This window comes from Thermococcus thioreducens (assembly GCF_002214545.1).
GTDB classification, from domain to species: Archaea; Methanobacteriota_B; Thermococci; order Thermococcales; family Thermococcaceae; genus Thermococcus; species Thermococcus thioreducens.
The window spans coordinates 573,730-587,057 of the sequence record NZ_CP015105.1; the positions used below are offsets into that span (position 1 = coordinate 573,730).

General features: G+C 55.3%; 12 protein-coding genes. 5 read left to right on the forward strand and 7 right to left on the reverse strand.

Annotation, left to right across the window (positions count from 1 at the left end):
- Positions 1 to 2: 2 nt before the first annotated feature.
- On the forward strand, positions 3 to 1,169 hold the full coding sequence (locus tag A3L14_RS03130; RefSeq protein WP_055429108.1) for a 60S ribosomal export protein NMD3: 1,167 nt from the start codon (positions 3 to 5) through the stop codon (positions 1,167 to 1,169).
- 60 nt (positions 1,170 to 1,229) lie between these two features.
- Positions 1,230 to 2,555, forward strand: coding sequence for a CoA-disulfide reductase (gene cdr, locus A3L14_RS03135; RefSeq protein WP_055429107.1), 1,326 nt, complete (start codon positions 1,230 to 1,232; stop codon positions 2,553 to 2,555).
- 7 nt (positions 2,556 to 2,562) lie between these two features.
- On the opposite strand, the gene A3L14_RS03140 is transcribed toward cdr, so the two are convergent.
- Positions 2,563 to 3,807: an MFS transporter gene (locus A3L14_RS03140; RefSeq protein ID WP_055429106.1), complete on the reverse strand. Its 1,245-nt coding sequence runs from the start codon at positions 3,805 to 3,807 to the stop codon at positions 2,563 to 2,565.
- 189 nt (positions 3,808 to 3,996) lie between these two features.
- Between A3L14_RS03140 and A3L14_RS03145 the strand changes: the two genes are divergently transcribed.
- The 3 genes from A3L14_RS03145 to A3L14_RS03155 are packed head-to-tail and all read left to right on the forward strand — an operon-like array spanning position 3,997 to position 7,534.
- A complete protein-coding gene (locus tag A3L14_RS03145; protein WP_055429105.1) occupies positions 3,997 to 5,439 on the forward strand; it encodes a potassium channel family protein in 1,443 nt (480 codons plus the stop codon).
- Positions 5,440 to 5,443: 4 nt separating this feature from the next.
- Positions 5,444 to 6,577: an ATP-NAD kinase family protein gene (locus tag A3L14_RS03150; RefSeq protein WP_055429104.1), complete on the forward strand. Its 1,134-nt coding sequence runs from the start codon at positions 5,444 to 5,446 to the stop codon at positions 6,575 to 6,577.
- Between the two features lie 57 nt (positions 6,578 to 6,634).
- Entirely contained in the window at positions 6,635 to 7,534 is a 900-nt protein-coding gene (locus tag A3L14_RS03155; protein ID WP_055429103.1) for a hypothetical protein, read from the forward strand.
- A gap of 44 nt (positions 7,535 to 7,578) precedes the next feature.
- Here A3L14_RS03155 and A3L14_RS03160 read toward each other — a convergent pair whose 3' ends face one another.
- From A3L14_RS03160 to hypF, 6 genes are all read right to left on the reverse strand, one after another.
- On the reverse strand, positions 7,579 to 8,775 hold the full coding sequence (locus A3L14_RS03160) for a cysteine desulfurase (protein WP_055429102.1): 1,197 nt from the start codon (positions 8,773 to 8,775) through the stop codon (positions 7,579 to 7,581).
- Complete coding sequence (locus A3L14_RS03165; RefSeq protein ID WP_055429101.1) at positions 8,772 to 9,065, reverse strand: hypothetical protein; 294 nt, start codon at positions 9,063 to 9,065, stop codon at positions 8,772 to 8,774. The genes A3L14_RS03160 and A3L14_RS03165 overlap by 4 nt, the downstream gene beginning before the upstream one ends.
- Before the next feature lie 78 nt (positions 9,066 to 9,143).
- Positions 9,144 to 10,160 carry a hydrogenase expression/formation protein HypE gene (hypE, locus tag A3L14_RS03170; RefSeq protein WP_055429100.1) on the reverse strand — a complete coding sequence of 339 codons (1,017 nt, stop codon included), beginning with the start codon at positions 10,158 to 10,160 and terminating at the stop codon, positions 9,144 to 9,146.
- A gap of 2 nt (positions 10,161 to 10,162) precedes the next feature.
- Positions 10,163 to 10,558 (reverse strand): HEPN domain-containing protein, encoded by a 396-nt coding sequence (locus A3L14_RS03175; RefSeq protein WP_055429099.1) that lies wholly within the window; start codon positions 10,556 to 10,558, stop codon positions 10,163 to 10,165.
- Positions 10,555 to 10,881: a nucleotidyltransferase domain-containing protein gene (locus tag A3L14_RS03180; RefSeq protein ID WP_055429098.1), complete on the reverse strand. Its 327-nt coding sequence runs from the start codon at positions 10,879 to 10,881 to the stop codon at positions 10,555 to 10,557. Before A3L14_RS03180 ends, A3L14_RS03175 begins: the two co-directional genes overlap by 4 nt.
- 49 nt (positions 10,882 to 10,930) lie before the next feature.
- Positions 10,931 to 13,249, reverse strand: a complete 2,319-nt coding sequence (hypF, locus tag A3L14_RS03185; protein WP_055429097.1) for a carbamoyltransferase HypF — start codon at positions 13,247 to 13,249, stop codon at positions 10,931 to 10,933.
- Between the last annotated feature and the right edge of the window lie 79 nt (positions 13,250 to 13,328).

Sequence of the window (13,328 nt, forward strand, 5' to 3'; positions counted from 1 at the left end):
GAATGAGCGAGAGGTTCTGTTACCGGTGTGGGATAAGCGAGAGTGAGGGGGGCCCGCTCATAGAGGGGCTCTGTCAGGTCTGCTTCAGGAAGGAAAATCCCGTTCTGCTGATCGATGGCGAGATAAACACGGAGCTGTGTCAGAACTGCGGGAGCTATAAGAAGAGGGGCGTCTGGGTCGATCCCCATACTTATGAGCTTGATGAGCTGGTATTTGAAGTCGCTGAAAATGCGCTCCTTGAGGTGATAGGAGACTCTCTCGATGAACGGGTGAGGGAGTTTGGGATAATTTCCCCCGAAGAGCTTGAGGAGATTGAGGAACTCTCCGCTGGGAGAGCCGTCATAGCTTTCCAGCCCGTTGACTGGCACATCGAATACTTTCCGGCGATAATAACGTACGAGATCCGCGTTAAGGCCAGACTGCACGAGCTCCAGTACGAGCTTCACGACGAGGTAAAATACGTCACCGTCTACGTCCGCCAGACCGTCTGTCCTCGCTGTTCTAGGTTCCTTGGTGGTTATTTCGAGGCAATACTTCAGGTTCGTGCCGAAGACAGGCCGCTGACGGAGGAGGAGCGGAAGGTTATAGGGAAGCTCGTCGAGGAGAAGGTGGACGAGATAATGAGGAAAGACAGAATGGGGTTCATCCAGGACACCATCGAAAAGGAGGAGGGGCTTGATTTCTACATGGGCTCGACTTCTTCGGCAAGAAAGCTCGCCCAGGCGATAAAGGAGAAATTTGGGGGAACGATAAGTGAGGCCTACGAACTCGTCGGCCTTGACAGGCAGACCAGCAGGGAGGTCTACCGCACCAGCGTGAGCATCAGGATTCCAAAGTTTCAGAAGGGGGACATAGTGGCTGATAAGCGCGGCAACGTCTACGAAGTCGAACGCGTGGACGGGAAGGGTCTCTCCCTCAGGAACCTCTCCACCCGTGAGAGCGAACACCGTGACTGGAAGACGGTGAAGCGGGAGGGCATAGATACCGTGGAGAGCGAGAAGAGCGAGGCCATGGTCACGAGTATAACTCCGACCGAGATTCAGCTCATGGACATGAAGACCTACGAGACGTACGAGCTGGAGAAGCCGGACATGGATCTAAGGGAGGGGGAGATATACCGCATTGTGGAGGTCAGGGGCAGGAAGTACCTCCTGGACAGGAAGGAATGACCCGTTTCTGCACATCAACCTTTTTAACCTTTGGTTTTGAACCCTTCTCGGTGATGGAGAATGAGAAAAACGATAGTTATCATAGGCGGTGGAGCGGCCGGAATGAGTGCCGCGTCCCGCGTCAAGAGGCTCAAACCTGAGTGGGACGTAAAGGTCTTCGAGGCAACGGAATGGGTCAGCCACGCTCCCTGCGGTGTGCCCTACGTGGTCGAGGGCATCTCGCCAAAGGAGAAGCTCATGCACTATCCTCCGGAGGTCTTCATCAAGAAGCGCGGCATAGACCTCCACATGAAGGCGGAGGTCGTAGAGGTGGAACAGGGAAGCGTCCGCGTCAGGGAGGAGGATGGGGAGCACACCTACGAGTGGGACTACCTAGTCTTCGCCAACGGTGCCTCTCCGAGCCTTCCAGAGATTGAGGGCTTTGGTCTGGAGGGTGTTTTTACGGCGGATTTGCCCCCGGATGCCGTTGCCATAACCGGGTACATGGAGAAGCACGACGTTAGGGACGTTGTTGTCATAGGCACAGGGTACATCGCCCTTGAAATGGCGGAGGCCTTCGTTGCGAGGGGCAAGAACGTTACCCTCATCGGCAGGAGTGAGAGGGTTCTGAGGAAAACCTTCGACAGGGAGATTACCGATATCGTAGAGGCGAAGCTGAAGGAGAACCTCAATCTCCGGCTGAATGAGAGCACCCTGCGCTTTGAGGGCAATGGAAAAGTCGAGAGAGTTATCACCGACGCCGGCGAATACAAAGCAGACATGGTTATTGTGGCGACGGGCATAAAGCCGAACACCGAGCTGGCCAGAGAGCTGGGCGTGAGGATAGGTGAAACCGGGGCTATATGGACGAACGAGAGGATGGAGACTAGCGTTGAAAATGTCTACGCTGCCGGTGACGTTGCCGAGACAAAGCATCTCATCACCGGCAGGCGCGTCTGGATGCCCCTCGCACCGGCCGGCAACAAGATGGGCTACGTCGCCGGAAGCAACATAGCAGGAAAGGATATCCACTTCCCGGGAGTGCTTGGAACGAGCATAACCAAGTTCCTTGACCTGGAGATTGGGAAGACCGGCCTAACTGAGGCCGAGGCTCTCAAAGAAGGCTACGACGTCAGAACCGCGTTCATAAAGGCCAGGACAAAGCCCCACTACTATCCGGGCGGAAGGGAGATATGGCTCAAGGGCGTCGTCGACAACGAGACCGGCAGACTCCTCGGTGTCCAGGCGGTCGGTGCCGAGATACTGCCGAGAATAGACAGCGCCGCCGCCATGCTGACGGCGGGCTTCACAACGAAGGACGTTTTCTTCACCGACCTGGCATACGCACCGCCCTTCGCTCCGGTGTGGGATCCGCTTATCGTCCTCGCCAGGGTTCTCAAGTTCTGACCTTTCTTCATTTTCTCAGCAGGGCTATGCTCCCACCGAGCAGGGCAAGTCCGAGTCCAAACGTCGCCCCAAATCCGGCCGATGATATGAGCGCACCGCTTATTGCGCTCCCGGTTATGTATCCAGCAGAGCTTATCACGTTGTACGTACCCATGGCACTGCCCTTCTCCTTTTCTCCGGCTTTTTCGCTCACTATGGCCGTTGAAGAGACGCTGATGAATGTCCAGGAGTAGCCAGCGAGGGCATATGAAGCAAAGGCAAGGGGTAGCAGTGCCGGTGAAAGGAAGATGCCCACCATTACCGCAATAAACGCCCCTGCACGGAGCATGAGGCCTTTCCTCAGGGTGCCCTCCCTGTTCCTCCCCATGCCCGCACCCACGCGGGTGTAGTTAAGGGCCGCTATCGCCGAGTTGGCTATCAGGGCCAGATAAATTATCTCACGGGAATAACCATTGTCCGAAAGGAGCACGGGCATCTGGGGGAAGTACAGTCCAGCGGCTATCCAGAACAGGAGGAAAGCCAGATAGAATCTCCCCAGGCCCTCCGGAAGGCTGAAGTTTGTGTGGAGTATAAAGGACGGCATGTATCTGGCCTTTTCAACAACGTAGTTTCCAAACGCCCTGATGGATTTTCTGTTGATATAGATGGGCACCTCGCGTATCATGCGCTCCCCCATAACGATCGATGGGACTCCCATCAGACCAAAGGTCAGGAACAGCTGGGGTATAGTCATAAACCTGGACAGCCCAAACCCCAGTACAAGGCCGAGGACCCATCCCCATCCGCTTACCTCGTTAAACTTTCCTATGCCGTAGTCCCAGCTGTGCTTTCTGACGCTTCTAAGAACCAAGGCTATGGGTACCGAAAGGGTCGATGCAAGAAAGAACGCGTAGGCCGTGTTTACCGCAATGAGCTGGGCGGGTGTTTTCGCCAGCGACATCAGGGTAAGGAATACCGGAACACTCGCAAAACCCAGCAGTATGAATGGCTTCCTCCTGAGGGTTCTGTCGCTCAGCCTGCCCCAGAATAAGGCGCCGAGCATAGAGGCCAAGCTCGCGAGGGCAAAGGCCAGACCAACGGTTGATGCATTACCTCCGAGTTCAAGGAGGTACAGACTAACCAGGGCGGAGCTTCCGCCGGTGGCCACCTTGAAGGGCACGAAGGAGTAGAACCACCTGGGCATCTTCGGGATATAGCGGTAGCGGTTTGCTACTGACGCGTTTCTCACCGCGACTGCTACCCTCTGACTCATTTTTCTCACCTTGAGGCCTCGGGGAGGCGGGTTCGGTTTAAAAAGGTTCCCGATTCAAAAGCGGCTTTAATGTATTTATGTGTTCATTCGACTTGTTCGGGGAGCTTTTCCCTGCCGGCGGAGACGTTGGTGGAATCCGCAAAGTAGAAAACCTTAATTATTCGGGAAACGAGTTTACCCGGGAGAGCCATGTGTGAGTACACCTACGAGAACGGGCAGAAGTGCAGGCTAAAACCGGTTGAGGGTTCAAAGTACTGTCCCCTCCATATCCCCTACGATGAGGGGGAGCGGCTTTTGGGTGAGGAGATAAAGAAGGTCAAGGAAGAGGCCTTCCTCAGAAGACTCAAGGCGGGTCAGACTTATTTTGAGGGAGTTTACCTGTACGACGTTAAAATCAGTGATTTCCGTGCCGAAAAGTCCATAGTCTTCAAGAACTCCCGCGTGAAGACGATACTCTTTGACTCGGCGAACGTTCCCGGGATAACATTCTACAACTCCCGGGTGGGCAGACTCGTTGTATTCGGGAGTGAGCTGGGGACGTTCCTCCTCCACGGTTCCCACGTCTTCGGCCTGAACCTGCTGAGGGTGAGGTTCTCCAACTCCGTGTATGTCAGGAATTCGAGCGTCCGCTACCTCATGATAAACTCCACCGAGTATGTCGGCGGAGGTGAGAAATGGGAGGAGGAGTACGGTGAGAAACGGGCCGTGGGCAGGATAGAGCTGAGCGGCCTGGAGAACGTGAGAAGGATTGGAATTAACGTCCGATATCCCCTTATGAGGAAGATACTGGAGGAGCACGGGATAAGGCCCTCTTCATCGTCCGAGAGGAGCGTTAAAGCCACCTCCCTTATTATGCGTGACATCCAATTTGACAGGGCGGCCAGGTTCAAAAGACAGGTGAGGTTGAGTATAAGGCGGTTCCACGGCAACCTCGTCCTTGAGAACCTTGACATCTTCGGGCACGCGGAGATCCTTGCCAGCTGGCTTAAGAATCCAGAGTTTGTTCATACGAGGGTCATGGGCAACATGATATTCCGCAGAGTCTCATTCAACGGAGACTTCGCTTGGAACTCGACTGTTCTGCCCAACATCCCGGTTGAACTCAGCGTTGAAGGATTCGTTGAGGTCGAGGGGTGCAGGTTCAACAGCCACCGCGCGGCGGAGGTGCTCTACCGCCTCGCAAGGATAAGCTGGGAGAGGAACGGGGACTTTGAGAGGGCCGACCGGTACTATTATCTGGAGATGGTGGAGAAAAGGCAGTCCCGCCTGGCCGGAAGGAGGAGGGGCATTAAAAGGCTTTTCCTCAAAATGGAGGCGCTCTTTGAGTGGCTTTTCGCGGACCTGACCTGCAAATACGGTACCGACTGGAAGAGGCCCATACTGATATGGCTTGGCGCGGTCAACGTCTTCTTCCCCCTGCTCTTCTTCCTGACCAAAAGCGTTGAGGGGTTGTCAGGGAGTATGAGCTTCCTCGACTACGAGTACTTCAGCGTTGTTACCGCAACCACCCTGGGCTATGGGGACTACCACCCGATAGGCGTCGGCAGGGTCATCGCCTCGGTGGAGGCTCTGTTCGGAATGTTCATGTGGGCGGTGTTCCTGACAGTCTTTGCGAGGAGGTACATGAGGTGAGAGGATGATAGGCCTTATAATCAACCCAATAGCCGGAATGGGCGGCAAGGTCGCACTCAAAGGCACCGACGGGGTCGTCGAAGAAGCGATTAGGAGGGGGGCCAGGCCTATTGCTCACGACCTTGTGAGGCTCTTTCTGGAGGAGCTCTCCCACTACGACGAGGCCGGTGGAATAAGGTTCATTACGGGCCCGGCCCCACTGGGAGAGGACGTTCTTAGGGAGTTTGACTTTGAGTTTGAGGTGATACGGCACAGGGAAATCGGCTACCGGGAAGTCGATGGGGTCAGGATACCGGACACGACCTCAGAAGATACCAGGGAGCTTGCGAGAAGGATGCGTGGAAGGGTTGATCTCCTCCTTTTTGCGGGCGGAGACGGAACGGCCAGGGATGTGGTTGGGGCAATCGATGAGAATCTTCCGATCCTTGGAATCCCTACGGGGGTTAAGATGTACTCCGGTGTCTTTGCCACCTCTCCGGAGGACGCGGCGAGGGTTCTGGTGGATTTTCTCCACGGGCGCGCCAGGCTGGAGGAGCGTGAGGTAAGGGATATAGATGAAGACGCCTACCGCCACGACGAGGTTAAAGCGAGGACCTACGGGAAGGCCATCGTCCCGGTTGTCGAGACCCTTGTGCAGGGCAGCAAGGAGAGGATTCCCCTCAGCGAGGAAGACGAGCTTGAGGCGATAGCTGAAGCCGTCGCCGAGGAAATCCTGGAGGACGATGGAATATACTTCCTTGGCTCCGGTTCGACGGTGAAGAGGATAAAGGACAGACTGGGAATAGAGGGAACCCTCCTCGGGGTTGACGTTGTTGAGGTTAGGGACGGCAAGGCCAGGCTCGTTGTTAGGGATGCCACTGAAAAGGACCTGCTCCGTTTTGCCGATAGAGGACCCAGGGTGGTTGTCACGGTTATAGGCGGTCTCGGGTTCCTTTTCGGGAGGGGGAATCAGCAGTTCTCAGCGGAGGTGTTGAGGAGGATTCCCCGGGAGGACATAATCGTCGTGGCAACACCTTCCAAGCTTGAAAACGGCCCGCTCAGGGTTTATACTGGGGATAGGGAGGTGGATAAAAAGCTCAGAGGGTATATCCGGGTTCGTGTGGGCCCCTGGATGGAGAGGCTCGTTAGGGTCGTTTAGGCATTTAAACCAGAAGCCGTTTATAGAACCTTCCCCTATTTCCAACCGGTGAACCCCATGAAGTACAGCCGTATAGCGGTTAGGCTCTTTGAGCGGGAGGGTGAGGACACCTTCTACGACCCCGCTTACCACGGGAGAACCCTCAAGATATTCGGCATGGATGAGTGGCCGGGAAAAGCGCTGAAGTACTTTGCGGATAGGTACCGGGAAATTGACTACGGGATCGTTATCTTCGACACGGAGGGAGAGTTTCCAGAGGAAGGTTTTGACACCATCATCCGGATAAGGGATGGCCAGGGAACGGGTCTCGACCCCATAGTCCTGGCTGAGAAAGGCCTTCTCGACGGCTACACCGCGGCAACGATAGTCCAGACGGTTTACGGGCTCGACAGAACCCTGACGGAAAGACTCTACGCCGATTTCCTTGCCGGAAAGGTGAAGAGCGTTCCAGAGGCAGTTAAGTCAGACGGAAAATACGCCGAGGTTATCCGGGAAAGCTACACTCTCCTGGACGAGGCATTCTATTCCGGAAGGCCCCCCGAGTTTGGAGATAACATTCTGGTGGAGCTGGGGGAGACCTACAGCATAACCCTTGCGGGTATAGCGTTTCTGGTTGTAAGTGCGGGGGTCAGGCACAGGAGGAGGACGATGATAGGGGTCAACGATGCGGCCGTTTTGGCGTACACCACAGCCGGCGGTGCCGCAATACCGCTCATAACGAGGCCCCTTCGGGCGAGGGTAACGATTCTCGCGACGCAGTACGCCATAGATTCTATAATGAACTTAGCCGGCCCGAGCCTGGTTCTCTACCACGACCCTGACACCCAGAGCGTCATCTACGAGACGAACGGCGTCCCACCGGGCCCGATGAGGAAGCACGTCCACAAGGGGGAGGCGGCCTTCATCTACCGCACTCCAGAAACGATAAACGTGGAGTGGGGGGAGCTGCCCCTTTGATTCACTTTTCCCGAACTACAGTCTTTCAAAGGAAAAGATGGAAATCACCTCAGGCTCCTCACCAGCTCCTCCATGACGCCGAGGAAAGTCTCGACCTCTTCAAGGCTGTTGTAGACGTGGAATGACGCTCTTACGGTGCCGTTTATTCCGAGCCTCTTCATAACAGGTAAAGCACAGTGGTGGCCACTCCTAACCATGATGTTGTGGTTGTCGAGAACCGCGGCAACGTCGTGGGGGTGAAGGCCGGGAACGTTGAAGCTCACGACACCGGCGTGTTTCTTCAGGTTCCTCGGCCCGTACCACGGAACTTCCAGCTCATCAAGCCCCTCTGTTATCCTCTTGACCAGCTTGTGCTCCTGTCTTTCGATCTTGTCTATCCCTATTTTCTCTATGTACCTTATTCCGGCGGCGAGACCTATCGCACCGCCTATGTTGGGCGTTCCTGCCTCGAACCTTTCGGGAGGCTCGGTCAGCTTGTAGCAGCACAGGTCAACATCCTCTATCGTCCCTCCGCCTATCAGTGGGGGCTCGAAAGTATCGAAGAACTCCTCGTTGATGTAGAGGACCCCAATTCCCGTGGGCCCCATCGGCCCCTTGTGGCCGGAAAGTCCGAGGAAGTCGGCGTTCATCTTCCTTACATCGACCTCCATGTGGCCGGTGCTCTGGGCGGCATCGACGACGAATATCGCTCCAGCTTCCTTGGCCATCTTGCCAAGCTCCTCGACCTCGTGGATAACGCCGAGGGCGTTGGAGACGTGCTGAACTGCTACAAGCTTTGCACCTTTAATCTTCCTCTCTGCGTCGCTCAAGTCCAGGTTGCCCTCGTCGTCGCCCTCGATGAACTCCAGCTTCAGGCCGAGCTTTTTCGCTAACCTCTGCCAGGGGAGCAGATCGGAGTGGTGCTCGTAGGGAGTCGTCACTATCCTGTCGCCGGGCTTGAAGATGTGCTCAAGGCCGAGGGCAACTAAATTGAGGCTCTCGCTCGTGTTCTTGGTGAATACTATCTCCTCGAACTTGGCGTTGAGGAAATCGGCAACCACCTTCCTGCTCTCCTCGTACTTGTGGGTTGCCATCTGGGAGAGCCTGTGTATTCCCCTGTGGACGTTGGCGCGGTACCTGAGGTAGTACTCGTCCATCGCCTCTATAACCGGCCTCGGCGTGAGCGAAGTGGCCGTGTTGTCGAAGTATATGACCTCTGAAGTCAGGGGTATGTCCTTCCTAACATCCTCCGGGATCCTCATGAAACCACCTCCAGAACTCCAGCACAGTCATATATCACACGGGCGATGGATTCGCCCGTCTTCGAGTCCTCCAGCAGTTTGATTATTATCTTGCCGCTTGGGTAGACGCTGACTTCGTAGCCTTCCATTTCAAGGATCAGCATCATCCCCGGCAGGAGCTTCTTTACCGTGTACCCCCTCTCCCTGAGACACTGCGCAGTTCTGGTCAGATCGACCTTCACCTGGCGCTCCCATGAATAGCCGCTTATGACGATGCCCTTCATCGTTACGCATGGTTTTGCGATTATCATGCTCTCACCGAGTAGAACTCGGGAGAAGACGATTTATAGCTTTCCCTAACCCAAGGTTAAGGACAAAAATGGGAAAACTCAGCAGACCCTCGGTACGGGGTCTCCAGCAGGTGGCTCAAGGAAGCGTTTTCCGCCTATGCCTGTCTCGACCAGAACTTTACCCCTATAGCGGTCTATGACCTCGCCTATTATGGCCGCGTTCTTGCCCTTCTCAGTGCGCCTCATAGCCTCCAGCGCTTCCTCCGCGTGCTCCCTTGGAACGACCATGACGACCTTGCCCTCGTTGGCCACATCGAAGGGGCTTATTCCGAGCATGTCGCTCGCCGCCCTGACCTCCGGCCTGACGGGGACATCGTTCTCCCTTATGAGTATACCGACGTCCGCTTTTCTGGCCATCTCATTGAGGGCGTTGCTCAGTCCGCCCCTCGTCGGATCCTTCATGGCATGGATGTTCTCCCAGCCTATTGCTTTGGCTACCGCCTCAACGACCTCCCATACCGGGGCCACGTCGCTCTCCAGCTCGGTCTCGAAGGCTATCCCCTCGCGGTGGCTCATCAGCGCTATCCCGTGGTCGCCAACGGTGCCGCTGACGAGGACGGTATCGCCGACCTTCGCCCCCGAGTCGGTTACCGGCCTCTCAGCGATTCCGATTCCAGCTGTTATGACGAAGATTCCTATCTCGTCCTCGACGACCTTGGTGTCGCCGGTGACTATGGGGACAGGCACTTCCTTGGCCGTTTCATCCATCGAGCGGAGGATTTTCTTCAGGTCTTCACCGTCGAACCCCTCGCCGATTATCATGGAGTTGGCCAGAGCGAGGGGCCTTGCTCCCATGACCGCTAGATCATTCACCGTCCCGCTGACTGAAAGACGGCCGATGTCTCCCCCCGGAAAGAAGAGCGGCCTCACTGTGTGCCCGTCTATCGTGAAGACGATGTGCTTATCTCCGAGGGGTATCGTCGCTCCATCGTCGAGGGCATCCAGCCCGATTCCTCCTGCGCTCTTGAGGGTCAATGTCCTCAGTATGACGTCCCTCAAGAGCTCCTCCATTATTTCTCCGCCTGCTCCGTGTTCGAGCTTTATTTTCTCCACCATACTCATTCCTCCAAAAAGCCTTTAGATGAGAGGTATTGCCTTGTGAATTCAAGGAACTCCTCGGCGTGCTTAATCTGTTGCAGAGACGTCTCCTCAGGGATGTCGTTCATTACAGAGTAGTCACCTACCTGTCTTACCTCAAAGGCAAGCGTGATGTAAGTAAAGAACCTGTAGGGAACTTCACCGGTCTTCACGAACTCCTTGCCAAGAAGAGCTATCAACGCCGAGTGCTTTGAGACGCTTATCCCCTTCGTTAGCAGAATCGCCTCAGCGCAGTAGAACATGGTATAATAAGCCCTCGAAACTGCGAAGTCGTACATGCCACTTTTGTGGAGTGTTCTCGCCGCTTCGAGACTTCTTTCTGCCTTATTAATCATCAACGGAATTCTCTCTTTCATATCCTGATCCCCTCGGTACTAACGTTCCATATCAACGGATCGCTGGACATTTTGGGGTTTTCAACGTATGGAATCAGTGAGAACACCACGCCGTACTTCAGAACCAATCCCGCCGAAAGCTTACCGATTCCCTCAAGTTCCTCAACACTGGGCCATCTCTTAACCACAACCAGCACATCAACGTCGCTGTCTTCCCTTGCCTCTCCCCTCGCGTATGAGCCGAAGAGGATTACCTCCACTAAGTCATCGCCGAGGATTTCTTGCAAACGGGACTTCACCTCACGCAGGATCTTTTCCAGTTCTTCTCTCTGGATTATAGGCATCAGCCACACCTATCTGATGATTGTCTCTTTCTGATTAAATCCTTTCCCTTCACAGCGTCAGGTCCTCCCTCGTGAGGTATCCCTCAAGGTACAGGCCGCCGAGGAAGGCCTGCCCCACGTTTATCCCGTTGTCGCCGCGCGGCACCTCGTGGGTCGTGTGGAATTTGAGTCCGTTGCTTTCGACGATTTTCCTGACTGTCTTGACTATGAGCTCATTGAAGGCGACTCCACCGCTTATTCCGATGTTCTTCACACCAAACTCCCGCGCCCTTTCTATTGCCGTTTCGGCGAATGCCCTTCCAAGGGCCAGGTGAACCGAGTAGGCTATGTCCGCTGGGGCGGCCCTGTCTAGGGCCTCCAAAGCGTCCCTGAACAGCTCATCAACCTTTATCAGCTCGCCCTCGACTGGAACCTCAAACTTGAGGTCGTTCTTGCCGCGCATCGCGAAGCTCTCAAGTTTCATGGCAGGCTCGCCCTCGTAGTGCCTTCTGTATGCTACGTTGAGGAGCACAGCGAAAGCGTCGAGGACTCTTCCCGTTGAGGACGCATAGCCAGTGTTTATTCCCTTCGCGAGCTGGTTCAGGATCACTTTGAACTCGACCTTCCCGTAGCGGAGGCTCTCTACCGCCTTGGGACAGCACCTCTCTATTATCCCCTCCAGCTCATCTATACTGTAGACCTTGCTCAGTACCCCCATAAGCGCCCTCAGCGGGTAGTAGCTTGCCAGATCTCCGCCGGGGAGCGGGTAGTAGTCTATGTGGGCCAGCCTTTCGACGTCCTCGTAGCTCAGGTATATAACCTCACCGCCCCATGTGTGGCCGTCTGTACCGTATCCGACGCCATCAATGGCTATGCCTATTATCTCATCCAGGCCGTTTTCGGCCATAATGCTCGCTATGTGGGCGTAGTGGTGTTGCACCTGGAGGAACTCTATATCGAGCTGATTGGCCATCTCCATGGCCAGCTTTGTCGTGTTGTAGCTCGGATGAAGGTCAGCTATGATTAAGTCGAAGTCCTTAACGCGAAGGAGTCTCTTGAAGTGCCCTATGGCTTTTTCTATGAACTCAAGAACCTCAACTTTGGACGTGTTGCCTATGTACTGGCTCGGGTAGACCTTCCCGTTCTTTGCCACACCGAAGGCGTTCATCAGTTCGGCCCCAACGGCCAGGCCGCTGTATTCAAAGGGTATCTCTATCGGCAGAGGCACGAAGCCCCTGCTCCTTCTTATAACCGCCCTCCTTCCGTCCACGAAGCGCACAACGCTGTCGTCGGCTCTGTTGAGTATCTTCCTGTTGTGAAGGAGGAAGTAGTCCGCAACGTCCTTCAGCTCCTCGAAGGCCCGGTCGTTGTCCTTTACCATGGGCATTCCCGGGTAGTTGGCAGAAGTCATGACGTAGACTTTGCTTCTGCTCCAGTGGAAGAGGATGTAGTGGGTTCCCGCGTATGGGAGCATAACGCCTATTGTGTGAAGTCCCGGGGCAAGGTTCTCCGGCAGGGGAAAGGGTTCCTTCTTGCGGAGGGTTATTATCGGTCTCCGGTATGAGGTCAGCTCCTCAAGCTCCTCTCTGCTTAGGAAGGCGAACTCCTCCACAGTCTCGACGTCCTTCGCCATTATTGCGAAGGGCTTCTGGGGCCTGTGGGTTCTCCTCCTCAGCTCCGCAACAGCTTCCTCGTTGGTGGCGTCACAGGCGAGGTGGATCCCGCCGATACCCTTTACCGCCACTATGTATCCCTTATCGATGAGCGCCGCCGCCTTTTTCAGCGGGTCTCCAATGATTTCCTCCCCGTCGTTAGTGTAGAGACGGTAGCTCGGCCCGCAGACAGGACAGCAGACGGGTTCTGCATGATAGCGTCTGTTGAGCGGGTCTCTGTACTCGCTCTCGCAGTAGTCGCACATCGGGAACTCTCTCATCGTGGTGTTGATTCTGTCGTATGGCAGATCTTCTATGATCGTGAACCTCGGCCCGCAGTTGGTGCAGACTATGAAGGGGTACATGTAGCGCTTGTCGGTCGGGTCAAAAAGCTCCCTCAGACAGTCGTCGCATATCGCTATGTCCGGGGGGATTATCGAGTCCCCACCACCCCCACCCTGAGAGCTCTTTTCGATGTAGAACCGGTCGAATCCCTGGAGGGGTATCTCTTTTTTGTCCACGCTCTCTATCCTTGCGAGGGGAGGTTTCTTTGCGTAGAGGTCTCGGATAAAGGCCTCTATATTTCCCTCATTACCCTCGACCACTATCTCGACGCCTGCATCGCCGAGGTTCTTGACGTAGCCCCTCAACCCATGCTCATGTGCTATCCTGTAAACGAAGGGGCGGAAGCCGACGGCCTGAACGATACCCTGAACGTGAAGCCTGTAAGCTTTCATTCCTCTCACCGGTTCCTTCTTGGTAATCTGGGCCTTTATAGGTTTCTAAAACCAAAAGTTGAAAACGGGAGGGGAGTTT

Bases quoted from the DNA above. Each gene is read 5' to 3' on its own strand.
- A3L14_RS03130 (WP_055429108.1), top strand. From the start codon at position 3: ATGAGCGAGAGGTTCTGTTACCGGTGTGGGATAAGCGAGAGTGAGGGG.
- cdr (WP_055429107.1), top strand. From the start codon at position 1,230: ATGAGAAAAACGATAGTTATCATAGGCGGTGGAGCGGCCGGAATGAGT.
- A3L14_RS03140 (WP_055429106.1), bottom strand. From the start codon at position 3,807: ATGAGTCAGAGGGTAGCAGTCGCGGTGAGAAACGCGTCAGTAGCAAAC.
- A3L14_RS03145 (WP_055429105.1), top strand. From the start codon at position 3,997: ATGTGTGAGTACACCTACGAGAACGGGCAGAAGTGCAGGCTAAAACCG.
- A3L14_RS03150 (WP_055429104.1), top strand. From the start codon at position 5,444: ATGATAGGCCTTATAATCAACCCAATAGCCGGAATGGGCGGCAAGGTC.
- A3L14_RS03155 (WP_055429103.1), top strand. From the start codon at position 6,635: ATGAAGTACAGCCGTATAGCGGTTAGGCTCTTTGAGCGGGAGGGTGAG.
- A3L14_RS03160 (WP_055429102.1), bottom strand. From the start codon at position 8,775: ATGAGGATCCCGGAGGATGTTAGGAAGGACATACCCCTGACTTCAGAG.
- A3L14_RS03165 (WP_055429101.1), bottom strand. From the start codon at position 9,065: ATGATAATCGCAAAACCATGCGTAACGATGAAGGGCATCGTCATAAGC.
- hypE (WP_055429100.1), bottom strand. From the start codon at position 10,160: ATGGTGGAGAAAATAAAGCTCGAACACGGAGCAGGCGGAGAAATAATG.
- A3L14_RS03175 (WP_055429099.1), bottom strand. From the start codon at position 10,558: ATGAAAGAGAGAATTCCGTTGATGATTAATAAGGCAGAAAGAAGTCTC.
- A3L14_RS03180 (WP_055429098.1), bottom strand. From the start codon at position 10,881: ATGCCTATAATCCAGAGAGAAGAACTGGAAAAGATCCTGCGTGAGGTG.
- hypF (WP_055429097.1), bottom strand. From the start codon at position 13,249: ATGAAAGCTTACAGGCTTCACGTTCAGGGTATCGTTCAGGCCGTCGGC.